The organism is Pleionea sediminis (genome assembly GCF_007570825.1).
In the GTDB taxonomy this organism is placed as follows: Bacteria; Pseudomonadota; Gammaproteobacteria; order Enterobacterales; family Kangiellaceae; genus Pleionea; species Pleionea sediminis.
Window position 1 is genome coordinate 181,201 of sequence record NZ_SUNB01000004.1, and the last position, 23,127, is coordinate 204,327.

Here is a 23,127-nt window from a genome sequence, read left to right on the forward strand (position 1 = left end):
AAATTTTTATGAGCTATGATGTTGCTATTTTTTTTAATTCGAGTGAATCGAAAATTAATAATGTTAAAGATCAGTTAGCGAATATATTTGGAATACCATTTGATTCAGATGAAGAGCCTGAGGCTCGAGTTTTTGGCCTTGAATTCTATTTGAGTAAGAGGAAAAGCTATCTAAAAGATGAAGAAGGAATGAAGTTTTCCGACTATAGTTTTCAATTAGAAATTACTTCTAGAATAGCTGGAACGGATATAATTCATCCAATTGGCTTTATGATTGCGGAAACGTTATCAGCAAATACAAATGATAGCGTTATGTTCTGCTTATCTTCAGTTGAAATTTTGGGAGCTGTTTTCAAAAATGGAAAAATAATAAATGACAAGATGTCAAATCTTAATGAGGTAATTGGTAATTCTCGTTGGAATTATTCTCGCAATAATTAACAGCTAGTATTTCCTAGGATCATTTAAGCCAAATAAAGTGTAATAACTAGTGTCTTAGACCTTATTTGGCTTTTTCTCAGTTCTAAAGCTCATCAATTGAATTTTTAGAAGAATTCTGGTAATAATTCACATCTTTTTATTATTGAGATTTTCGTCACAGTCTATATATTGTTGGCGGAAATCTCTTGATCAAAAGTATGAAAAATATGCAATTACTAAGATTACTTTCAATAGTTGGGCTTATTTTAGTCCTTTCTAGCTGTAAAAGTGACTCTTCCGATGGTTCTGAGCCGCCAATAGTCGAGGAAGGTGACTTTGATGTCATTTATGTCACGGTTAAGCTCGAGGGAATGCCTGAGTTATTCGCAACAACGGATACAGTAAATTCAAATAAAACTGAATTAAAAATTTATTTTGATATCAATGAAGATAATGTCATATCTAAAGGCGATTTGACGATCGATTTGCGTCCAATTCTTTTCACAACCAATGGCGATTATCGGCTTGAGGCAAATTTAACTCGAGTCTACTTGCAAGATGATATTGACGAAATCCTTGAAAAGGGACTTCAGTTTGAAGTTGCCGATAACGAGATAACTTTTATTGTTGGTAAGGCATGGAGTGAGCAATTAGAATATTTTTCTTCGAACACACAATTAAGCGCGCAAATTTTTTACTGGGATGAAAATGACGTACAATCGAGCGATTACCTGCCCGCATATCGTCGGTTTACTCAAGTCAATAATAATTTAATTATTAAAGATGATCTTCGAGATTATGAAGGTAATGCCTCAATAATTGATATTCAAGAAATACGAATCGATTATTTATAATATTGTTTTGAATTTAGTCTAAAAACCTGACCTCAAATAAATTCAAAATACTAATTTTTAGTATGAGAAGGATTTCATACAGAATATTTAACAGGGACAATTATTTATCTAATTTAAGGATCAACAATGAGAAGCAAACTTGTTGCAGGCGTTCTGCCTTTTGTATTTGCTATGGCGTCACAGTCTTCTATGGCTGGAATAGACTGCCAAATTCCGAAGCAAGCGTTGAATAATGATGTAAAAGTTGAAGTAAAACGCAGTTTTCCAACTTACCCAACATTTCCCTCTTTTCCAAATCCGGGTTGTGATTTTGACCCCCCCATTGAGCCTCCTATCGAACCACCAGGAGATAATGATGACGGAACTATTAGTTACTCTGGCGTGACCATTCATCAAAATATCTCTGGAGCACTTGATAAGCCTGTTATCCTTGTTGAAGGATTCGATCCGATGAATCAAACTTCGGCCACTGAACTTTATAATCAGATGCCATATTACCTTAAAGAAAACCTTCGTAATTCTGGTCGTGATGTTATAACCGTATCTTTTAATGATAATGGAGACAGTTTGCGCACTAATGCGAACCATTTAAAAACTCTAATTAACTGGGTAAACGCTCAAAAAGAAGGGAATCATAGTAATGCCGTTTTTGGCTTAAGTATGGGTGGTGTTGTATCACGAATTGCTCTTAAGGAAATGGAAAATGCAGGCGTCGATCATCAAACAGGACTGTATATTTCTTTTGACTCACCTCACCGTGGCGCTTATGTTCCTAGTGACATAAAGCCAACACTGAATCGTATGTTGGAAAAAATATCTAAATACGTTCCATCTTCTTCAGATAAGAATGAAGCAAAGAGAATGTTACGGAACTCCCTTAAGCTTGTGGATTCTCCCGCGGCACGTGAAATGTTGGTAACAAGTGGCTATTCAAGTCCATTTTATGCGTACCTAGATTCCTTAGGATATCCTAATAATACGGTGCGCGTTGCTTATTCCATGGGATCAGAAAGTGGTTACGACAATGGTCATAGCGATGATCCAACAAATGATCTAATGCGTTTTCGCATCGAAGTCTATCAATTTCAAAACTATCGATTTACGGTGGAAACAGGTGACTGTTATTTGCCCTGTGACCGTTTAAATGGGCATTACGTGAACAACGCAGGAAGTACAAGAGATGTGGTTAGATACATGGACGAACAAATTAGTCTTCATGATAAGGCATCTGTCATTGATTATGATCGATACGAAATTGATCGTAGGGACACGGGTTTTATACCCGTGTACAGTGCACTTGATATGAAACACATTGCATTAAGTACACCTTATTCAGACTCATTGCAAAAACATTCGCCTTTTGATGTAATCCATTTTATTAACAACCAAAACCTTCGTCATGATGAAACAGGTATTCGCTATGCTATAGGTAAAAGTATCAGTTCTATCACTAATTTACTGAATACCTATCATATTGATTCACCTATTATGCCTTCACGGGAAGATAAAGTAGCACCTTTGCCTAGCGTAGCTAATGTAGAATCACAATGGTTGATCTCTGGTACCAATACAATCAGTTGGTCACGAGTTCCAGGAGCAACTCATTATCAAATGTTTTTTAATAACTATACGTATCCGGTAAAAACATTGACCGCTACAACCACTCGAATTCAGGTGGGTTCGGATACTGAAGTAAAAGTGCGCGCTTGTAACGAAACTATGTGTAGCTATCCATCATCTACAACGGCTTATTACAGGCCTAATTCGACTCATTTCTAAAAACTCAAAAGAGCCGGTATATTACTGGCTCTTTAATTCATAGTACTTGCGACCAGAATTAAGTTGAATTCTGTTCTATACTAGACACTTTAATTCTCTCTATTTTTCAAACAAACGCTTAGTTGTTCTATGAATAAATTATCTATCACAATATTGTTTTTACTTACGATAACGGGTTGCAGTTATCAAATGAAGAACCTAACGTACGGAGATATGAAATCTGTACCCAAAGATCACGGCTTGGTCGTAATTGGTGTTAAATCAAATACCTATTTTCAAGAAGTTATTATTGCTGGGCCAAAAACGACGAAAATCGATCGAGCATTGTTAAAACAGGCTGATCCTTACATTCTCGTTTCTTTACCAGCAGGTAATTATGAGTTCAGTACAATTAATCTCAACAAAAATTTTTACATTAACTTAAATTTCAGCGAATCAACCGTGGATTGGACTTTCGATATCAAACCAGGTGTTATAACTTATGTTGGCGACTTTGTTGTAACCAGTCGAGCGAAATATCGCTATTATTCAAGGTTGGTAAACAATTCTTCGGCTGCGCTGCAGTATTTAGAAGAAAAGCACCCAAAAATACTTGAAGAAAACCAGCTGGTTTATGCCGGTACCGATAAAGATTACTTTTTTCCCTACATTTCCAAGTTAAAAGGAGATGCTAAGTGAAACAGTTTATTTTAATTCTTATCGTTTCGTTATTCTTTGCGTTGCCAAGCTATTCAGGACAATACATTGCCAGCAAAGATATTTTCTCTTCTGCTAATTACCACTCATTTAAAATCAATCCAAAAGGGAACTTGATAGTCGGACAAATGAATTTAGATGGCTTTAATTCGTTAATTGTTTTCCGAGTCAGTGACTTAAATGCGATGGAAGTTTTTGCCATTCCTGAGCTTGGCAATACCATTAACGGATTTGATTGGATAGACGATGACTCTCTTTACGTGTCTTTTCGCTTAAAAGGCGATCTTAGACCGCTTCGTATTTTGAATCTAAAAGATGTGACGGGCGAGATCGATCTTGATTTATTTGACTTGCAATTAACTGGCTATATCGTCGACGCATTACCCAAACATTCGGATCGAATTCTTTTTGCTAAAAGTCATTATGATGGCGAGGGTTATTCGCTTTATAACCTCGACTTGACTCAGTTTGAGGATAAAAGTCGATCTAAGCAAGTTGCTTATGCGCGATCAATTGTTAACGAAGGACTAAGTCGACAATTCGGTGATGCTTATCGATTCGTTGTCGATGAGAACAAGGAGTTATCATTTGTTCATGAACTTTCAGATGATGAAAGTACCTTTCATTACTTTGATAAAGAAAGGAATGAGTGGCTCGAAATTTATTCTATAAGCAAGGAGTCCGAATCTTCGAAGTCAAATAATGATGAATACGAAAGTCTTGTCTATCGTCCATTAGCGGGTATTGACTCTGATAGAATTGCGGTATTAACGAATGTTGATAGAGATAAAACAGCGGTAGTTGTTTTTAATATCAACACAAAACAGTTCGAAGATGTACTTTATGAATCTGATTATTATGACATTAAGGGTGCTTCATGGAATTTCGAAGAAAATATGCTGGATTCTGTTTACTTTACTGAAAGAGGTATTCGACAAAGAAAATACTTTGCCAGTAAAAATAAGGCCAGTCACCAATATTTGAAATCAAAAATCAAACGGAACTCCATCTTTATTATCGATAGTTCGACAGATAAACGCCATAAAATTGTGTTTGCGAGAGATGCGACCCATCCGGGTGAGTACTTTTACTTTAATTCACAAACAAAAGAAATGAAGATGTTGCAAAGTTCAATGCCAGCATTGTATGAGCATCAATTTATTGATGGGCAGTATATTTCAGAAAAAAATACCAACAACGATTTGGTTGAAGGCTTCTTGTATTTACCAGAGTCAAAATCGAAAAAACCGCCGTTAATTGTAATGCCTCATGGTGGGCCGGTGGGCGTACAGGATGTAAACGACTTTAATCGTGGAGTTCAATTTTTAGTGAACCGTGGCTATGCCGTACTAAAAGTCAATTTTCGTGGCTCGGCCGGTTACGGTAAAGCATTTAAAAATGCTGGACGAGGAGAGTGGGGTAAAGGTATTGAAGAAGATATCGAACTCATATTAAATAAAGTTCTGAACAGAGCGTTAGTAGATCCTGATAAACTATGTATTTACGGTCAAAGCTATGGAGGTTACTCTGCACTAGTTTCAGCCATTCACAATCCTAACCAATATCAATGCGCAATTGCCGGATTTCCCGTTACGGACTTGCCGTTAGTTTTCTCAGCGACGAACATCAAACAGATAAAAAGCGTACAAAAAGCCATTGAAAAAGTGGTTGGCAAAATTGAAGATAATTATGAAAGTCTGATTAAACGTTCTCCAGTATACAATGCAGACAGGTTAAATGTTCCAGTGCTCTTACTTGGCGGTATTAGAGATGATATCGCAACGTTTGAGCACACACGACGTATGAAATATATGCTCGATCATTTTAATAAGGACGTGAGAATGTATGCTTATAACACCAGTCACGGTCATGAGTTTTGGTTTGGCGATCGTCATCACTATATTGTGTTAACTGAATTTCTCGATGACAAACTTGGCATTAAAAGAACGCTTAATGACAATGAGAAGAAACTCTATGCCGAAGATTATTTCTTTTTAGGTGGTATGCATCGACAAGGTTTATACGTCGAAAAAAGTAAAGAAAAAGCTCAATATTTCTTTAAAAAAGCAGCCCGACTGGGTAGCTTAGAGGCAAGAAAAGAGCTACGAAAAATGGGCATTTACGATTTTAATGAGTAGAAATAAGGAATTTTAGCGTTGCAAACAGTACTTTGAGAAGTTTAGCGCAGAGACAAACGACATTATTAACGAATTTAATCCACGTAGTTATTTAGCAACCTAAATGTTTTTTTAAATCATTGTTTAGTGGATAAGGTTTTTCTATTGGTAATAGCTTTTGCGCTTCTTCTAATTGACTGTTCTGAATTAACAAACTAATTTTATGTGCTTGCTCAGTGATATCCGAAATGTGTGTTATCCATTCGTTTACGTATAAAGGTACAGCTTCATTACTGAGCCCAATTTGAATAGAACGATGACTCAGCGGTTGTAAATGTAAATCACGTTCTGGATCCCATTGAATACGAACTGGTGTTTTTCGCTTTAGAGCCAACCACTCTTCCTTATCGTCAAAGTCATTAGCTTTATGACTGAGCAAGCTGTTTTCCAATGCCCATTCAAATCCCTCTCGAGTAATATCAATAGCTAAAATCCGGCTTTGTCCGCTATCCTTAAAACCCCAGCCTGCACGATACATCATCCATAAAAATGATGGTTTAATCCAGGTCATTCGCTCCATTTTAAATGGCGGAGAAACATGCGTACCTTGTGCCAAAGCAGACTCTGCTATGGCATTGTTATAAGCTTGGTACACTCGAATACAGTCTTTGTCGTGTACCGCACGGATTTGTCGTTCTGGAAAAGACATAGTAATAATGATTGTTGCTAATTTTTGAGTTAATATTCCACTGATTATAGGTATAAAATATGTAAACTTGTATACTAAACTCAAACAGACATTATATTCTGTAGTTTTTATCCATTATCTAAGGGAAGCATTATTCTAATGGAAACAAAATTATTAAAGATATTGTTAAAGCCGCGCTCAAAAACAAGAGTAAAGCAGTTAATCAATTACATTAAGAAAAACATTGATCAGCCAAAATTCGAGATGGCTCAAAAAGGTTATTTCTGGGATTCGGTGTTCTATGAGTCGGATCAGGAGAATGATTATTTATTAATCGTTCTGAAATCTAGCGATTTTTCAAATATCATGCTCGATGATTCTCAGTTAGTAGAAACCGAGTTTCGTGCTTTTTACAATCAATTCAGAAAAGATTGTTGGCACCCATCAGGTTATAAAGATCTCGAAGTTTTGGCCTGTTTCAATCAAGCCATGGAGTTTGGTATAAACTAAAAAATTAAAAAGGAATGTTTTTCATGCAACTCAAGCTTAGGCCTAGTTATTTGACGATCTTTCTAGTTAGTATTTTTACTCAGATAAATATTTGGTGTGATGAGGACAGTCAAAATGAGCGAGAAATAGCGAAACAAGAATATTCATCCAGTACGCTTTTTGAATTGTGGCAAAAATATCTTCAAGACAAATCTTTTCTCGACAGGTTTTACAAGAACTTAAAAAAGCCATATATTATTGATTCTTCTCAACAGAGCGATAATGAAGTTACTATTATTTATTTTTCAAAAGGAAGTCCGAATACCGACTTTATTATGCTTTCAGGAGGCCCCGATTTTTTTGGCTAACGTTTTAAAGAAATAGGCAATAGTAATTATTTCTATTGTATTCAAAATGTGCCGTCAGACGCGTGGTTTAACTTTGGATTTAACGAATTTAAAAAGGTGCCAATCTCGTCTGGCCTGAATAAAACGTTTATGGAACATATTTATGACGGCGCTTTCATTGGTCCTGACGCTCCGTTAAGTAATACGACGGTTAAACAGCAAAAACAGCCCAGCGGTGAATTGCACAAATTTGATATAAAAAGTGACTACTTAAAAGAATCTCGAGAACTTATCGTCTATCAGCCAGCAAACTATAATCCAGATATACAACACAATTTAATCATTCAACTTGATGGTGAAAAATTTTCGCGCCCCTCTAAATATGGAAGTCCATGGCAAGGTTGGACGCCCATGCCAACAATAATTGATAATTTAATTCAGCAAGAAGGCATTTCGCCCACTATTGTAATAATGGTGCCTAATAAAGGCGATCGTTCTAAAAATATGCTTGATGATAAATTCGGTGATTTTTTAGCATTAGACGTCATTCGTTGGGCAAGACTGCGATTTAACATTGGCAGTTCAGATAAAGTCATTATTTCCGGGCCCAGTCGAGCTGCATATGCTGCTGCGAATACCGCATTACGCTATTCTACGATTTTTGGTGGTGTTCTATCCCAATCGGGCTCATTTTATTACACAAAGGAAAGTAATGAAAACTGGCCAATTTATCCTGAGTTTGAAGGTGTGCTATTAAAGCATATTAAAGACAAAGAGACTTTGCCTGTAAGATTTTATCTCGATGTCGGCCTATATGATTTAGGGCTTGGACGAGTAGGTATTAACCGGCAACTTCGCGATATATTGTCTCTTAAAGGGTACTCGGTAAGTTATTATGAATATAAAGGAGGGCATGGACATTTGAATTGGCGTCACACGTTAGCTCGAGGAGTTAAAGCACTACTTGGTAAACCGACTGAGTAAGGGGCCTTTAGAAGTAACGAGTTTCTCGGAAATTGTTTCATACAATAAGCATTCCCGATGTTGGACGGTCATAGTTCTTAAATCATAGGAAAAACAAAATATTCTCAAAGAGCAATGGAGATTGAGATATGAAGCGTCATATACAGGTATATATGACGCTTTTTTCATAGAAGTATTAGATACTAAATCAGTACAAATTATTTAATTTTAGACAGTATCGCCATAGCAGTATCACTAATTTTTTTATCAATTTCTTCATCGCTAAAATATCGAATGCTTTGCACATCGACCATAATTCCACCTTGTTCCAATGGAATAAATAACTTTCTTCGGTCTTTAAAAGCATCTTGTCCATTTAATGAAATTTTCTCGCCATTTTTTTCAAAGTGTTGTTGCCAACGTTTTAATCCATCTTTTCCTAAATAATAGGCATAAAACTTACCTCGGCGTTCATCGTTAAACATGCAACTCACGCTATCTTCTTGAGGTCGCTTATTCTCAGAGGGAACTTGATTAATTTCTATGTTGGGAATGGCCCATGCAAATTTACCTTGAAACAATTCATAGGGTTTAGTTGCAATGCTAGCTTCACAGACATCTAAATTGGGTCCACCAACCAAGCTGGCATTTGCGGACTGAACATTGGAGTTCGCTGCAATCTTTTCTAATCGACCGAGCACTTTTTTAGCGATCCAAACATTGGCCTCCATGGTCGATTTATCATTATAGGGAATTTGCGTAGTCACCATCACTAAACGATCGCCAGTCTTCACAATAAGTTGATCTCGCCCCTGATAGGTTGCTTTCCATGAGACTTCTCCGAGGCCGAACTCTTCTTCGACTTCCGGTGTAAACTCTCCTTTAACCTGTTGAATTTGAACCAATCCAAAAGGAGTCGCCTGATCAACCGAACGCCATTTACAACCAATAAAAGGAGTTATTGGACTATGGTTCGGTAATTGCCGACTGAAACCTTGTTGCGCCACATATTGATCCGTGGGAAGACCAATTTCATTGAGTTCCGACTCGGTTAATAATTGACAGGGATCGAGATCGATTGTTTCCGGAATTTTCTGTAACGCAATCGTAGGAGCTTCGATTTCAGTATTTTTAACTGTTTGAGGTTTTTGCGTGTTTTCTTTCGGCACAGGCGTTGTAGTATTCGATTGACTTGAATCGTCTTCACACCCAAAAAGAAACACCAAAGCAAAAAACCACAAAGCGGTATTTCGTTGTATCATCCTCATTATCATTATAATTCTCCAATACTGTTGAAAGTTGTCTTAACTCAGTTAATAAAACTTAAATTCATATTCATTTATATTAATGAATGCTATCGACACAATTGCGAGACAAACCCATCACCGTCATTATCTACGTCACCCACAGTGGTCGCATCGCAATCTTCGTCAATGCCTTTAGCGTCGCAAATTTCAAGGTTTCCTGGAAAACGATTAGGATCTCGATCATCACAGTCATCACCACCACACTTAAGCGCATGGTGCCCGTCGCCATCTTTATCTTCGCAAGGACGCTTACAAGACGCTTCGCGATTTAAACATTGCCAACCACGCTCACAAGGATTCACGCCAGCTTGGCATACACCAAACTCTTTAATAATTTCGCCTTTTCTGTTGCGTTGACGCGTAACATGACAAGTTTCTTCGCCGTTACAATAAACGCCATCATTACAATCGGAAGCCGTTCGACAACCTTCATAAATGATCTCATTTTTTGCATTTATCGATAAGACCGTCAAAATGGCTGATGCGAGAATAATCGATTGAATAATAAATTTGAATTTCCACATATTTAAACTCCTTTAACCGTCATTACCGTCGCAATTAGCGTCAATTCCATCACCAGCGACATCTGCGGCACCAGGATATATTTGAATATTTTGATCATCGCAGTCATTTCCTCGAGCCGCATAACCTGATTCTACATGACATGCTTTAATTCGTTGATTAGGATCACCCCAACCATCACCATCGGCATCAAGAAATAGATCAGCTGTTACACCTTCATCAATATCACCATTACAGTTGTTATCGATACCATCACAGGCTTCAACTTGACCCGGCTTAACGCTGGCGTCCATATCATTACAGTCATAGGTACCGCGCCACTGATCATTTTGCGATCGTATGTTTGTTCTGGCTCGGGCGTTACTGGACTGTCTGATAATCTGCATATCTTTGGCTTTCGCACGATGCTCTTTTAAAATATCCATATAGCGTCGATAGTCCAAACGGTGTTTGTTCAGTTGTTTACGGAGTTTGTTTTTCTCGGCGATGGAGATAGTGGCATTATTTTTAATTTGATCTTGATTAATGGTGGCAGAGGGAGGCTTTATGGGTTCAGCGGCTTGTACGTTGAAAAAACCGAAATTGGTTATTATCAGTGATAAAACAACTAAGTACTTTCTAATCAACATGGTCACTTGTCTCCTTTGTGCTTTCTAGTTGATACGCCTAAGTAATATTTATTTTTCTTTTGGATTAGTCGATACATTCATCCATCGAGAAATTCGCCTCATCGTTAGACTTGATTGTGCGTTAGACAGTGTACATTTTTTCAGTAAACTTGCAAAATCCAGCCACGATCTGAGCGCCGTCTTTAAGAATTCCAATAAATTCTCCGGATGCAAAATCTCGTTATAAGTTATTTGCTAAGTGGTAAGCAATATTTTTAATTTTTGCTATATTTTACAAAGACTTCTACCACGCAACGAAAGGTCATTAACAACCTTTGACAAACTAACGAGAGACTTCGTAATCATTAAAAACCTTTAACTAGCAAAAGGGGGCCTTGTGGATTCTACAACCGAAACGACCTATTTGGTCGTCTACTCAGGTGAAATATAGCAGGGATATCATGAAGAAGACGTGATTAACACGCTGGCAAAACTCTTAAAACAAGACCCATCAAAATTACCGACATCCGGCTCTGACAAATCCATTATTCTTAAACGCACACCTGATAAGCTGCTCGCTGAAAAGGTGGTTCATAAACTCGATAACGAATGAGCTCTCCGTTAATTTGTCTTACGGTAGCATGTCATTCGATCATTTCAATTATAATGCCAATTCTAAAGATACCTTTTTTGAATCAACTTTAGTAAGTGAAGTGAGTGAATCAATTAAATTAGTCACAGGAATTACCGCCTGGCACTTAAATGTGGATTCTTCACCTTGATTAGCAAATGCTCCAGTATCTTCGTTCAATACAATATGGTCGAGCGTTTACAGCCAAGCGACCATTCAATTGTCAGAACATTTACAGAGCGCACTCGGCGTTCAACTTAACAAACCCGAAGCCGACCAATGGTCACTTAAATTGTCACATACCGAAGCTTTTCGAGCCGCGTTTGGTGTTGAAACTAATTTTGACTTAATATTAAGAAACCCGGATGGAAGTATACGTGGTGGTCTTAGAGGCAATCCAAATCTCAATCCAGAAACGGTTAGAACAAATGAAATTACGTTTCGATACCAGGACACTAAAACCCTCTTTGAAACCACTTTTTACGACAGTACCATGGTCAACTTAATTGGCCGCGAGCGAGCACCCGATAATGTGTTGGATTTTGTTAATTCCGGATCGTTATCGCTGCAAGGCATAGAAAGTGAGTTTAAACATGAATTTAACGATTCCTGGTGGCTACAAGGTAATTTTACAAAACAACAAAATAAGTCGGGAGATGGTATTGAATCATTTACACTCGTTCCAGAATCGATGGCTAAACTAGGCGTCGTTTATAAGTCGCTCAAGGGAAATTGGCGTTTAGGTGTTTTCGATACCTATATAGGAAGTGCTCCTGAAACATCCATTCGCAATCCTTCTGTTGATGTGGTAAATCCACCGGCAGATTCACATCATCTCGTATCACTTAATATTTCAAATCGTCTCCAAACTTCACTTTCGGACAGTCCGGTTATCTTGGAGCTCTATGTCTATAACGCTTTGGATGAAACCATCTATTATCCAGAAATCGCAGGTCGTCAAATAAATACTTTGCCGGCGCGTTCTGATCGAGCCGCCTATTTTGGTGTCAGCTTCAATTTCTAGCGATTCTTCACCGGTCTTTAAGTTTGTCCTGCCCAGAATAAGTCGTGAGTCGACTTTAACCTAGGAGAACAATTCTGAATAAAATGATTGCTTACTCCAAAAATACGGTCTTATTAACCAGTATCGCATTCCATAATGTGAGCTGATCCCAATTAAATACTCAGATCTGGCGATATAATGGCTATACTTACTGGAATAACTTATGTAATTGATTACTTTAGAAAATACATTAATGAACGACATAGTCAGACATTTAAAACGATCGTTTTATTTTTTCTTCTTGCTGCAAATAGCGCTAGTTACCAGTCCTTTGTTAGCAGAAAAAGAAATGCCACAACCTGTAGCACTCGACTTTGTTACCTTTGACAATCACTGGTGGACGGGTTGGCGTGATTTAACCAAGCAACAAAAAACAGAGTGGCTCGAAAAGATTGAGGTCGGATACCAAGAAGCCATTCAAAAGATACCTAAAACAAATCAAACTCTCGAAAAAATCAACTCTACACTCAATCTTATTCAATCACTGCACAAATTACTGGAATTTGAAAAAAGCGCAATTAAAGTAGATGAATATAATGAATTTACCTTAAGTGAATGGCTAGAATTTTATAAAAGCTCGAAACGATTGAGTGATAGCGCCAAACGACTGGAAGCAGAAATTAAACAACGCGTCGAAGCAATAGAAGCCTTGAAAGAAGAACTAAATGCGCTCGTTGTTCAACACCGGCAACTTAAAGCTTTTTCTGATAAGTCGGTTAACAATATTCTATCGGCGTATGCGTCTCAACTTAACTTAATTTATTTACAACAAAAGCAAAACATTGCTCAAAAGCAACTGGGTGATACCAAAGTGGCATTAAAGGCGACCATGTCACGACTAGAAAACAATATTGAACTTCTTTCAAGCACGGCTGTATTCGAGAAGCAGCAAAATGTTAAAAAGGTCAAACTCCAACAGCAACTAAGTCGCATCAAACAGATTATGGGCGTATTGCAGAGACAAACCTGGTCATCACTCAATGGTGAGAAAGAAGTCGTTTATCAGCTGTCCTATCATGAAGAAAAGCTTAAAAAAGCAATTATTGAAGCCGAACAGCTTAGCATTGATGTTTTACTAACCATTAGCAAACTTTTACAAGAAAAAGAAGTCCCGCAAAATATTTTTTGGCATGAAGACGTAAAAACATTAAAAGGTGATTATGAATTATTAACCTCACAGTTTTCCGCCTATCGAGAGCAAGTTATTGCCAGTGGTGAAGCAGCCAATGAAATGGTGTTTGAAAAAACACAGCGTTCCGTTTGGCAATATTTGGAATCCAATCAAAAATTAACAAATCAATTCAAAGCGCAACTCGATGAAGTTGAATTTTTCATACTGGCGTATCGTCAGTTTCTCTCACTAAAAAAGGGGTGGACCTCTGAAGTTGATCTCGGATGGAAGCTTTGGAGTACTAAAGCGAAAAGTCGTTGGGAAAGCTTTTTAAATTTCACAATATTCACGATTAACGATTACCCCGTTACATTATCCGATTTAATTAGCGCAATCATTGTGCTCATGTTTGCGATCATTATTTCGTCGTTGCTCAAGCGATTATTAAGAAGAATTGGTCGCAAGCGTGCGATTAGTGAATCCACATTATTTAATGTCGCTCGTGTACTACATTACGTAATTATTGCGACGGCTATTCTAATTGCACTATCCATTCTTGGTATCGACTCATCTAAGATTGCTCTTGTTGCCGGTGCATTATCTGTCGGTATTGGTTTTGGCCTACAAGCAATTTTTAATAACTTTGTGTCAGGTTTAATCTTACTCTTTGAAAGGCCATTAAGGGTAGGGGACTTGGTTGAGTTAGAGTCAGGTGTGCGCGGTCGGATTAAAGCCATTAACGTACGATCCACCCAGTTAAAAACACGTGACAATATTGATTTGCTAGTGCCCAATTCTGAATTTGTTAATTTCAAAGTCATTAATTACACTTTTTCCGATCCATTACGGAGAATTCATATTCCATTTAGAACATCATTGGATAGTGATAAAGAATACGTAAAAGAGATTGTAATTAAAACAGCAATGAATATTAGTTATACGCAAAAGAACAAACAGCATACTCCTGAGCTTTGGCTCAAACGCATTGGGGAGTTCAGTTTGGAGTTTGAGCTCATCGTTTGGGTTAACGCTAATAAACTGCACGATAATGATGGCATCGAATGCCAGTATCTTTGGGAAGTCGACTCTGCTCTACGTGAAGCAGGTATTGAAATTCCCGTGCCAAAACAAACAATAACACTCAATGATAATAAACACTATAAAGAAAAAGACCGTTAAACGAGAGTTTCTTAACTTAATAAAAAATACACACCGACAAAAAATATTTATTAAGTCTAACTTGTAGAAGAATCAACACTCTCTGAGCTAAGAAGCCTGAGTTGATGGCTCAGTGTGAAGCAATAAGGTCTAATATTATGATACAAATATTTCATCTGCATCAATCATTCAAGTGGATACTGCGAACATGCTACAACAATCTATTCGCAGTATTTCACTCACATCGAACGATGTATAAAACTCATTTATAAATTGAAATTACGAATTTGGAAATTCATCTTCAACGAACGAGTTTACGTCAAAAACCAACTGATCACCGACGTGTGTATTATCTTCACGTAACAACATTAATTTGTAAGAAATAGCCCACAAAGCGCCGGATTTTTCTGGCGGAGTGACTAATTGTTTTAAAATACTGTCTTGACGAAACTCCTCAACACTGGTGGTGCTTTCCCAACCTAACTCAACGCTCACGGTCGCAGAAACTTTTCCACCAGTACCCAGAAAACTAACACCACTTTCTGCAGTTACTGAAATTCCCGTTGTGTGCGAAAAAGATTCCGTTTGAGTTTGTGATACACCAGTAGTGACTGTTTTACTGACCGTTTGATTAATTGATGTTTGATTGTGATTAAACAATTCACGACGATAAGCAATTTGACGCTCTACCTGATAGAAAGGTGAGTTGTGTACTTTCCAAGAAGTAGAAAAGGCATCGTCTTTTACCGCAGTAAACGGAACGGTTACTATACGATCAATCGTTTTACCAGAATAAGCTGGTGGTATATTGTTGCTGGTTAACGTTGGAGCTTGCGGATCCGCTTGCTGTACAACAGGGAACGGAAGATAGAGTGTATTAATTTCTGGCGCATCGGTTGGTTCACGATAAGCGTTATTAGCAACGAATGTATTAACGGCAAACTCACCACATTCGGCATCGATTTTTTTAGGATTTGTTAAAATTTCAAATGTATCAATATCGTGATCAGCACCAGAACCATGGTCGGCCCAGATCTCAGCGCCTATCACACCACGTGAGGTTAAATCTTTTCTGACACACATAATATCATTCTGGGAAGGATTATCGTAACCATTAACAAACACATCACCTAATGCAACGTAACCTTCTGGAGCAATCGGTCTCCAGCATGAACCATCACGATCAGCACCAGAACCATGGTCAGCCCAAATTAATTCATAGCTTTTTGGTGGCTTAAGTGCATCGGTACCATCAACCGCTTTAACACACATAGCGGCTTCAACGCCATTGATATTACTGTAACCTTTGACACCCACACTACCCAGTGCATGAAAACCTTTCGGTGGGTTAGGATGCCAATATGCACCATCACGATCAGCACCACTTCCTTTGTCGTTCCAGCGTAAATCGAAACTATCCGTAAATGTTAAAATTAAATCACCAAATTGCTTTTGCGTTATCATAATTATCTCCAATGAATCGTTAATAATGTATTACGATTAATAAAACTCCCTTTGAGCTATCTCGTTAGCAACATTAGAGGTACTAGAGAAAGTCAAGGTGAAGATTAAAACTAGTTTATGTTTCGCAAGTGTCTATGATGAAGAAGAGATAAAACCGCTATTATCTCGAGATAATCTCTAATGCGTGTTATCGCTCATTTTTATTTAATGATTTTTTAACCGTAAGTTCATAGGGTTTTAACAATCGACTGGTTAAAAACATAGAGGTAATAACAGAGAGGGCAAAAAATACAATCCCAATGTGCACTTTCACCGTAGCCAACCCGGTAAATTTTATGGTTGACGCTATGATGGATATCACAAACACATCAGCCATTGACCATTTTCCGATGTAAAGTAATCTATTAGCAAATACCCGATGTTCATCAGAACCAAGTTCGCACGACATCGCCCGGAGCGAATACCAAAATTTCAGTAACGGCATAACAAGACTAAAGGCAAACAGTATTGCCGCTAAAAAAAATTCCTTTTGTGAAGTTAAAACCCAAATGCCGCCAAGAATTGAAAAACTATCTTTGAAGACCAGTAGTTTCTGAAGCGTAAATAATGGCAAGCTAATCCCCAGAAGATAAGACATCAATGAAAAAATGAGTAACACTTTGAGGTAGGTGGTGGGTAAAACTTTCTGTCGGTTCATCAAAAGTTCCTGAACAATAAGTAATCGTATCAATGAAGAAAATTTCGGTCATTTGCGAATCGAATGATTAGACAAATAGTAACGTCTAAAGTACTTATTAGTGCCTTATTGGCTTCAACCTAAATATTCGCATAATCTCAATCCTATGACTAAACTTAATTTACCAAAATATCCAAGAATTCAAAGAGATTGCGGGCAGATGGAGAATTTGTGTTAACAATGAAGCCAGGCGAGTGGACAGCAAAACATCTCGTTTGCTCACTGTTATTGTGTGCTTTCCTCGACCTATCGGCAGAGGACTCCGGTAATTCCACCGTCGATGATGACAGCCTGATGAATATGACGCTGGACCAATTACTTACGATTAAGGTCACCAGTGTCACCAAAACTCAGGTCAAGGTCAAAGATGCACCCGCAGTCATTTCAATTGTTACCTCAGAGGACATTGAGAATTACCAGTTTTCGTCGGTGGCTGAGTTACTAGGCTCTCAGCCAGGTTTTGATTCGCTTGATCATCTTGGCTTTTATAATGTTGGTGTACGCGGTGTTAGTCCCGGACTCGCCGGCAACAGCCTGGGCATTAAAGCGATGATTGACGAGCAAGATATGGCATTTCGCACCACAGCTAGCAGCCAATTAGGGCCTGAATTTATACCGGATATTATGATTAATCGTGTGGAAGCGATTAGAGGGCCTTTATCAGTGATTTACGGTGCAAATGCGTTTTTGGGTACCATCAATGTTGTCCCTAAAACTTGGCGCCATTTCGAGCGTCAAGAACGCGCTTTTCAAATGAAGCACTCGGCCGTCTATGAAGACAGTCAGCTCGGATATCGTTCTCAATTTTCTTTCGGTGACGTATTCGACAACGGTGGATTTGCTGCAGCACTTGCCATTAGTGGATTTGATCACCCCAAGCGAAACTTACCACAAACCTCGCCACGCTTTGATATTTTTGCAGCGGGCGATAATACCCATTCGCAGATACAAGAAAACAAGGATGTGTCGTTATATGCTAATACGGATTTTGAAACAGCCGTTGGACTGTTTAAGCTGGATACCAGTTATCAGTCATTCCGTAAAAGTGCGCAATTTCACCCTGATTCGGAACCGTTATTTCCTGGAATTATCGCCCAAGACAATCGGATGGTGCGTTTAAGACACAGTTATGAACTCAATGAGCAGTGGCAAATAAAATCCAGCCTAGCATTAAACTCTGGCCAGTCCGGAAACGAAACCCGAAACTATGATCCATTTAGAATCGGAATTAACTACGCTTATCGTGATTATAGTTTTGATTACACAACGTCTTCATTGACCTTTGTATATTCCGGTATTGCTCGATTCAATTGGCTGCTTGGTGTTGACTACGCATTCGATGATGAAGAGCTTCCAACACTCATTCTCATTGACTCCGGTGGGGATCGTGAAGAACGCAATGCAGGTCGAAATATCGAAGTCGATAATTTAGGTCTGTTTACACAATTGGATTATTCGTTCGAAGAAAATTCATCCTTTGTTGCTGGAGTGCGGGTCGATGATTACAGTATTTACGATGAGCAAGTTAGCTATCGTGTCGGCTTGGTTCACGATTATTCAAACTCAACAGTGCTTAAGCTATTGCGCGGCCGATCGTTTCAAGCTCCATCCATTATGTTGATGTTTGGTGGTGAGCATCCTCGATTATTAGGGCCGGCAGATAACAGCCAACTCAAACCACAGCGCGCTGTTACTAATGAGTTAAGTATCAGTCACCAATTCGATCAAAGTATGCAAACGGAAGCAACGCTGTTCAACACCAAAATTGAAAACTTTGCTGAATACGACATCATTGCGTCAAATCCTGTCGCTTCGAATAGAGCACAAATCAGTACTCGAGGATTCGAACTCGCTTTAAAGTTTTCATTTCTTGAGCCACAGCTTAAAGGTTATTTTCAATACACTTGGCATGATACGAAAGTTTCCTCGGGTCAATCGTTTGGAATTGATATTTCCAATGAACCTCGATTATTTGCCGAATACCTGATGAGCGCTGGAATTTATTATCAGTGGTCGGCAATTCCACTTTCTGGATTTTTAAGTTTGGAACGAATCGGAGATCGCATTGCAGATAATTCGAATCTGCCTTTTTTGCCATTGGGTAATCAAACCGAATATGTATTGCCTGCTTACACCGTGAGTAACGTTGGTCTCTCGTGGGAATTACCCTGGTTTAAAGCGCGTACAAGCTGGATAAAATTTAAAATCGATAATATTTTCGATAAAGAGTTTATCGAACCTGGTTTCAGTGGTATTGATGTTCCTGGTAAAGGTCGAACATTGACGCTGACGTATCAACAGAGCTTTTGAGGTTACGGCAACATGATTCAACAAGCCTCACACATAATTCGCATGACGTTTTTGTTATTGCTGATTTTTAGTTGTTCAGTAAGTGATGACATTCGATTTGAAGAAAATGAACGTCAATACGTTTACTTTATGGTGACTCATGGCCCGACAACCGACGTCGGATTTTGGGGCGATGTTTTTGAGGGTACGCAAGAGAAAGCCGACGAATTAAATGTTGATGTAATCCCTTTGCATCCAATTATCGAGTCGTCTGGTGAGTTATTGAATGCTCAAATGGAACAAGCAATATTGGCCGACCCACCAGGAATTCTAGCGACCATTTGGGGAGACGGAATGCCCGAAGTTGTGCAAGCCGCCAACTCAGCCTCAATTCCTGTCGCGGCCATTAATGTTTATCCTGATCCTGAATTTTTCGGTCCCGGCAAAGCCGAGTTTTTATTTTACTCCGGTCAAAATGATTCAATAGTCGGTATTGATGGAAGCAATGCTATCATCTGCGCCAGTGAAGGAGAAAGACTCATTAATGGCCTGTGTAACGGCATCTCACCGGAGTCGATTTACGATTCTATCGTAGAAAGCGAACAGATCGCAGTTGTTTGTATAATTCATCAACAAAGTGGGGGAGTTATCAGTCGATGTAACGCAGCACAGAATTTATTCATTAATGATTATGGCCACTCACAAAATGACTTTTATACGATATCCTGGGATGAATCGGTTCCTGGTTCCAGTGTCGAGGCGATAGAAACTTTTTTTAATCAGTCGGCAATTGCCAATTACCATCGTTTATTTATCATGGCGAATGGTCCGGTGACTATCGATGCGTACAACACTGCAACCATTCCCCAAGTCACCCGTGATAAAGCAACCATCGGTACCTTTAATACCAGTAGTTCGATTTGTACCGCCTTGCTTGAGGGTGAAGTTGCTTACGCTTCGAGTCAGGGGCAAGATTTTCAAGGTAAAATGGCGCTGGACTATCTCCACTATTATATTTTACATGGCGATTTACCCCCTGAAGGTGTCGCACCTGATGGTTCAACAGATGAACGTTGGACAGTTTCTCCTGACGGCTATCCTTGGTACAAAACTGGACCAACGCTGTATTACGATGCTTGTCCATAGCTCTTTGCGAAAGCTCAATAGGCCCACGCATAATTTTAATTAACTAAATTGGCTTTAAAATCGATAGCGGATCCCAATGGCGCCATCGATGTCAAAATTATCTTCATTATCGTCATTAAAGTCGTAGTTCGGAACCGCTTGAATAAACGCCTCTAAATTTCGATCGAGACTAAAACTCAATCCAACCGGTAATCGAACACCAACTCGATCATCAACGGTCTTGTTGCGCAGTGCTCGGTCCTCATAAAAAGCACCAAAATCAATATATAACAGAAGTGATTTTCGGCTGTTATAAAAGTTTTCTAAACGAACATCGAAAGCAAATGCATCACCGTTAATAAACATCGTGTATTGACTGAACTGAAGTGTCGCGCCTAAATCCAAATCGTAAGCAATTCCCAAATCAACGCCAGCTCGAGATGATTTGGCAGACACTTGCGAAGTTAAAGCAATCATAGAAAGTAATGCAATCAGAGTGATTCGTTTCATTGAGACTATCCTATTTAATAAATTTTCAGAGTTTTAAGCTTATACATTGAAGATTCATTCATGCGCAGAGCTCATCGCTATCACACTAATAATTGAATTCATTTTTTACCGTTTTATGCTGGGAGTATTATTGATAAATCACAGTTAATTTACTTCCGATTACTTCTCAAAGTTCAAGCCGTCATTGTTTAACTCTCGTTCACATCTAGAGTTTAGGACTTAGAATAAAAAATAACTTGAGAAATCACTTTAAGTAGCAATATTTGCAATAATATCATTAGCTTACAGCACTTTTCTAAAGTTAATCCCTACCATAGATTAGCTTAAGTAAAATTGAGACCCAGCTACGAAATAATAAGTATGTACTATACTGACTCTCAGATCAGTCACCGAAAGTGGTTGTTATTTTTCATCTCATGGAAGCTAGGGAAGATATGGCGTCAGATACGCAGATTCGGTTAAAACGTTTTTATCTCAGTGCACTGTTAATTTTAGCTGCTGCTTCAACAGCTTCATTGCTGGTTACGTTATACATCTTGTCACTGAGCGATAGTGATGCTTACCGAATTAATATTGCTGGTAAACAAAGAATGTTATCTCAAAAGATAGCTTTGCACAGCTCGACATCGAACACTGATAAAGGCCTCGGCATATTAACATCAGCTATCAATACCTTTGAAAAAAACCACTCTGAACTTACTGGGACAAATTCACAGTTTGGAGCATTGTCGGATAAGTTATCAAACCAGTATTTTTCTGGAACACCCTCTCTGGATCAAAGAGTAAAGTCGTACGTAAAAGACGCTAGATTAATAAGCCAATCAAATTTTCAAGGAAATTCCAATGAGATTTTCACACCGACTCGAACCGAGAGCCTGCTCAAAGATCTCGATGCCATTGTTGCTCAAATGGAACTTGAAGCCTCGCAAAAACTTGAGACTTTATCGTTTGTCTTATGGTTGGTTTGGCTGGCAACATTATTGATCTTATCGGCACAAGGTCTATTGATCTTTCGTCCAATGGAAAAATCCATCAAAAAGTCCTACAAAAAAGTTAAAAAGCAAATCGAAATTGCTAAAGAAGAACGAAGAAAGGCCGAGAAAATATTACGCGAAAAACAAGTGCTCGTATCTAACTTAAGCCATGAATTACGTACTCCCGTTAATATCATCAGCGCATGTTTTAAACAATTAAAAGACCAATTCAATGGCGAATCCAAAATAATGATCGACTATGCGTTTAGTGCGACAGAACGAATGAACGTTTTGTTGTCTCAGTTTTTTGATATTCAGGAAATTGATAATGATAACTTGAAGCTGAATATCGAGCCTCAATCATTAAAGAAAGTGTTGTTGCCTGTTATCAACTATTTTATACAAGTCTCTAACAGTAAATCCATTGGATACGAAGTTGAGGGATTTTCTGACATTTCTCACTATCAAGTTGAACTGGATTATTATCGAGTTCAGGAAATTCTATTTAGCATTTTAGACAATGCTTTTAAATTTACTCAGCAAGGTAAAGTGCGATTGTCATTTGAAGCAGAGGTAACCGAAGAATGTTTAGAATTGAGCTGCGTAGTAAAGGATACCGGTGTGGGGATTGAATCAGATGAGCAACCAAGAGTTTTTGAGCGTTTTTATCGCTCCGATAAACATTTGGTTCATAATGAAGATGGCTTGGGCATTGGTTTGTATCTGACTCAACAGTTAGTCGATAAAATGGAAGGTACAATCAATGTAAGCTCAGTTCCCAATAGTGGAACAGAAGTTGTTGTTCAAATTTCATTTTCCAGAGTCTGTTCAAATGAAACAGCCGAAGGGGAAAACTCTGAGGAAAGATTAGATAATGCGATCGATCAATCAGCCCATCCTCTAAAAGCCTTAGTCGTTGATGATAATGCCGTTAACACCATGATATTAAAAACTATGTTAGAGGATCTTGATTTTCATGTTGCCACCGCTGCTGATGGCCAACTTGCGATTGAAGCTTGCAGGAGCATAAACTTTGACATTGTATTCATGGATCTCAAAATGCCAAAAGTTGACGGTTATTCAGCCACCAAAGCTTTGCGTAATGAACTGAAAATAACCAATCCAATTATTGCGGTTAGTGCTAATTCTACACAACCGGATAAAGACGATGCTTTTAGAGCAGGTGTTGATTATTTTATTAGTAAGCCAATCGATAAAGATATCGTACAAAGCGTGGTGCATACCTATCTCAAGGTTGCCGTTTGAGGCATCAAGCT

21 protein-coding genes are annotated in these 23,127 nt (G+C 38.4%); 14 read left to right on the top strand and 7 right to left on the bottom strand.

Going from position 1 to position 23,127, the window contains the following annotated elements; all coding sequences use genetic code 11:
- The first annotated feature begins 8 nt into the window (after nt 1-8).
- From FAX86_RS16180 to FAX86_RS16200, 5 genes are all read left to right on the top strand, one after another.
- A complete protein-coding gene (locus FAX86_RS16180; protein ID WP_144394509.1) occupies nt 9-440 on the top strand; it encodes a hypothetical protein in 432 nt (143 codons plus the stop codon).
- A gap of 206 nt (nt 441-646) precedes the next feature.
- The gene (locus tag FAX86_RS16185; RefSeq protein ID WP_144394510.1) at nt 647-1,273 is read left to right on the top strand and encodes a hypothetical protein; all 627 of its coding nucleotides are present in this window, start codon (nt 647-649) and stop codon (nt 1,271-1,273) included.
- 126 nt (nt 1,274-1,399) lie between these two features.
- Nucleotides 1,400-3,052, top strand: a complete 1,653-nt coding sequence (locus tag FAX86_RS16190; RefSeq protein WP_144394511.1) for an esterase/lipase family protein — start codon at nt 1,400-1,402, stop codon at nt 3,050-3,052.
- A 189-nt stretch (nt 3,053-3,241) separates the two neighbouring features.
- Complete coding sequence (locus tag FAX86_RS16195; RefSeq protein WP_205859232.1) at nt 3,242-3,730, top strand: hypothetical protein; 489 nt, start codon at nt 3,242-3,244, stop codon at nt 3,728-3,730.
- On the top strand, nt 3,727-5,886 hold the full coding sequence (locus tag FAX86_RS16200) for an alpha/beta hydrolase family protein (protein WP_144394513.1): 2,160 nt from the start codon (nt 3,727-3,729) through the stop codon (nt 5,884-5,886). The genes FAX86_RS16195 and FAX86_RS16200 overlap by 4 nt, the downstream gene beginning before the upstream one ends.
- 91 nt (nt 5,887-5,977) lie before the next feature.
- Here FAX86_RS16200 and FAX86_RS16205 read toward each other — a convergent pair whose 3' ends face one another.
- A complete protein-coding gene (locus FAX86_RS16205) occupies nt 5,978-6,574 on the bottom strand; it encodes a DUF4291 domain-containing protein (protein ID WP_144394514.1) in 597 nt (198 codons plus the stop codon).
- Nucleotides 6,575-6,712: 138 nt separating this feature from the next.
- Here FAX86_RS16205 and FAX86_RS16210 point away from each other — a divergent pair, with 138 nt between their 5' ends.
- The 3 genes from FAX86_RS16210 (at nt 6,713) to FAX86_RS16220 (ending at nt 8,373) form a co-directional block, all read left to right on the top strand.
- A complete protein-coding gene (locus FAX86_RS16210; RefSeq protein WP_144394515.1) occupies nt 6,713-7,063 on the top strand; it encodes a DUF6176 family protein in 351 nt (116 codons plus the stop codon).
- Between the two features lie 23 nt (nt 7,064-7,086).
- Complete coding sequence (locus FAX86_RS16215) at nt 7,087-7,410, top strand: hypothetical protein (RefSeq protein ID WP_144394516.1); 324 nt, start codon at nt 7,087-7,089, stop codon at nt 7,408-7,410.
- A gap of 129 nt (nt 7,411-7,539) precedes the next feature.
- Nucleotides 7,540-8,373 carry an alpha/beta hydrolase gene (locus FAX86_RS16220; RefSeq protein ID WP_144394517.1) on the top strand — a complete coding sequence of 278 codons (834 nt, stop codon included), beginning with the start codon at nt 7,540-7,542 and terminating at the stop codon, nt 8,371-8,373.
- Between the two features lie 197 nt (nt 8,374-8,570).
- Here the strand turns inward: FAX86_RS16220 and FAX86_RS16225 are convergent, their stop codons facing one another.
- The 3 genes from FAX86_RS16225 to FAX86_RS16235 all read right to left on the bottom strand — a co-directional run bounded on the left by FAX86_RS16225 (nt 8,571) and on the right by FAX86_RS16235 (nt 10,810).
- Nucleotides 8,571-9,614 carry a DUF3558 domain-containing protein gene (locus tag FAX86_RS16225; protein WP_144394518.1) on the bottom strand — a complete coding sequence of 348 codons (1,044 nt, stop codon included), beginning with the start codon at nt 9,612-9,614 and terminating at the stop codon, nt 8,571-8,573.
- Nucleotides 9,615-9,706: 92 nt separating this feature from the next.
- On the bottom strand, nt 9,707-10,183 hold the full coding sequence (locus tag FAX86_RS16230) for a MopE-related protein (RefSeq protein ID WP_144394519.1): 477 nt from the start codon (nt 10,181-10,183) through the stop codon (nt 9,707-9,709).
- Between the two features lie 12 nt (nt 10,184-10,195).
- The gene (locus FAX86_RS16235) at nt 10,196-10,810 is read right to left on the bottom strand and encodes a putative metal-binding motif-containing protein (RefSeq protein WP_246128632.1); all 615 of its coding nucleotides are present in this window, start codon (nt 10,808-10,810) and stop codon (nt 10,196-10,198) included.
- 451 nt (nt 10,811-11,261) lie between these two features.
- Between FAX86_RS16235 and FAX86_RS22250 the strand changes: the two genes are divergently transcribed.
- The 3 genes from FAX86_RS22250 (at nt 11,262) to FAX86_RS16245 (ending at nt 14,773) form a co-directional block, all read left to right on the top strand.
- Nucleotides 11,262-11,402 (top strand): hypothetical protein, encoded by a 141-nt coding sequence (locus tag FAX86_RS22250; protein ID WP_164503624.1) that lies wholly within the window; start codon nt 11,262-11,264, stop codon nt 11,400-11,402.
- 238 nt (nt 11,403-11,640) lie between these two features.
- Nucleotides 11,641-12,444: a TonB-dependent receptor domain-containing protein gene (locus FAX86_RS16240; RefSeq protein WP_164503625.1), complete on the top strand. Its 804-nt coding sequence runs from the start codon at nt 11,641-11,643 to the stop codon at nt 12,442-12,444.
- Nucleotides 12,445-12,676: 232 nt separating this feature from the next.
- Nucleotides 12,677-14,773 (top strand): mechanosensitive ion channel domain-containing protein, encoded by a 2,097-nt coding sequence (locus FAX86_RS16245; RefSeq protein WP_144394521.1) that lies wholly within the window; start codon nt 12,677-12,679, stop codon nt 14,771-14,773.
- Nucleotides 14,774-15,031: 258 nt separating this feature from the next.
- Here the strand turns inward: FAX86_RS16245 and FAX86_RS16250 are convergent, their stop codons facing one another.
- Both FAX86_RS16250 and FAX86_RS16255 read right to left on the bottom strand, forming a co-directional pair.
- Nucleotides 15,032-16,216, bottom strand: coding sequence for a Vps62-related protein (locus FAX86_RS16250; protein ID WP_144394522.1), 1,185 nt, complete (start codon nt 16,214-16,216; stop codon nt 15,032-15,034).
- 187 nt (nt 16,217-16,403) lie between these two features.
- The gene (locus tag FAX86_RS16255) at nt 16,404-16,913 is read right to left on the bottom strand and encodes a paraquat-inducible protein A (RefSeq protein WP_144394523.1); all 510 of its coding nucleotides are present in this window, start codon (nt 16,911-16,913) and stop codon (nt 16,404-16,406) included.
- Between the two features lie 219 nt (nt 16,914-17,132).
- On the opposite strand from FAX86_RS16255, the gene FAX86_RS16260 reads away from it, so the two are divergent.
- Together FAX86_RS16260 and FAX86_RS16265 are read left to right on the top strand one after the other, a co-directional pair.
- Nucleotides 17,133-19,262 carry a TonB-dependent receptor plug domain-containing protein gene (locus tag FAX86_RS16260; RefSeq protein WP_246128636.1) on the top strand — a complete coding sequence of 710 codons (2,130 nt, stop codon included), beginning with the start codon at nt 17,133-17,135 and terminating at the stop codon, nt 19,260-19,262.
- 12 nt (nt 19,263-19,274) lie between these two features.
- Nucleotides 19,275-20,387, top strand: coding sequence for a type 1 periplasmic-binding domain-containing protein (locus tag FAX86_RS16265; RefSeq protein ID WP_144394525.1), 1,113 nt, complete (start codon nt 19,275-19,277; stop codon nt 20,385-20,387).
- A 54-nt stretch (nt 20,388-20,441) separates the two neighbouring features.
- Here FAX86_RS16265 and FAX86_RS16270 read toward each other — a convergent pair whose 3' ends face one another.
- Entirely contained in the window at nt 20,442-20,876 is a 435-nt protein-coding gene (locus FAX86_RS16270) for a hypothetical protein (RefSeq protein WP_144394526.1), read from the bottom strand.
- Nucleotides 20,877-21,310: 434 nt separating this feature from the next.
- Between FAX86_RS16270 and FAX86_RS16275 the strand changes: the two genes are divergently transcribed.
- Nucleotides 21,311-23,116: a response regulator gene (locus tag FAX86_RS16275; protein WP_164503626.1), complete on the top strand. Its 1,806-nt coding sequence runs from the start codon at nt 21,311-21,313 to the stop codon at nt 23,114-23,116.
- The last annotated feature ends 11 nt before the right edge of the window (nt 23,117-23,127 follow it).

Coding starts and splice junctions, on each gene's coding strand:
- FAX86_RS16275 (WP_164503626.1), top strand. CDS start 21,311: ATGGCGTCAGATACGCAGATTCGGTTAAAACGTTTTTATCTCAGTGCA.
- FAX86_RS16270 (WP_144394526.1), bottom strand. CDS start 20,876: ATGAAACGAATCACTCTGATTGCATTACTTTCTATGATTGCTTTAACT.
- FAX86_RS16205 (WP_144394514.1), bottom strand. CDS start 6,574: ATGTCTTTTCCAGAACGACAAATCCGTGCGGTACACGACAAAGACTGT.
- FAX86_RS16260 (WP_246128636.1), top strand. CDS start 17,133: ATGAAGCCAGGCGAGTGGACAGCAAAACATCTCGTTTGCTCACTGTTA.
- FAX86_RS16215 (WP_144394516.1), top strand. CDS start 7,087: ATGCAACTCAAGCTTAGGCCTAGTTATTTGACGATCTTTCTAGTTAGT.
- FAX86_RS16255 (WP_144394523.1), bottom strand. CDS start 16,913: ATGAACCGACAGAAAGTTTTACCCACCACCTACCTCAAAGTGTTACTC.
- FAX86_RS16250 (WP_144394522.1), bottom strand. CDS start 16,216: ATGATAACGCAAAAGCAATTTGGTGATTTAATTTTAACATTTACGGAT.
- FAX86_RS16195 (WP_205859232.1), top strand. CDS start 3,242: ATGAAGAACCTAACGTACGGAGATATGAAATCTGTACCCAAAGATCAC.
- FAX86_RS16230 (WP_144394519.1), bottom strand. CDS start 10,183: ATGTGGAAATTCAAATTTATTATTCAATCGATTATTCTCGCATCAGCC.
- FAX86_RS16225 (WP_144394518.1), bottom strand. CDS start 9,614: ATGATACAACGAAATACCGCTTTGTGGTTTTTTGCTTTGGTGTTTCTT.
- FAX86_RS16265 (WP_144394525.1), top strand. CDS start 19,275: ATGATTCAACAAGCCTCACACATAATTCGCATGACGTTTTTGTTATTG.
- FAX86_RS16180 (WP_144394509.1), top strand. CDS start 9: ATGAGCTATGATGTTGCTATTTTTTTTAATTCGAGTGAATCGAAAATT.
- FAX86_RS16210 (WP_144394515.1), top strand. CDS start 6,713: ATGGAAACAAAATTATTAAAGATATTGTTAAAGCCGCGCTCAAAAACA.
- FAX86_RS16235 (WP_246128632.1), bottom strand. CDS start 10,810: ATGTTGATTAGAAAGTACTTAGTTGTTTTATCACTGATAATAACCAAT.
- FAX86_RS16245 (WP_144394521.1), top strand. CDS start 12,677: ATGAACGACATAGTCAGACATTTAAAACGATCGTTTTATTTTTTCTTC.
- FAX86_RS16190 (WP_144394511.1), top strand. CDS start 1,400: ATGAGAAGCAAACTTGTTGCAGGCGTTCTGCCTTTTGTATTTGCTATG.
- FAX86_RS16220 (WP_144394517.1), top strand. CDS start 7,540: ATGGAACATATTTATGACGGCGCTTTCATTGGTCCTGACGCTCCGTTA.
- FAX86_RS16185 (WP_144394510.1), top strand. CDS start 647: ATGCAATTACTAAGATTACTTTCAATAGTTGGGCTTATTTTAGTCCTT.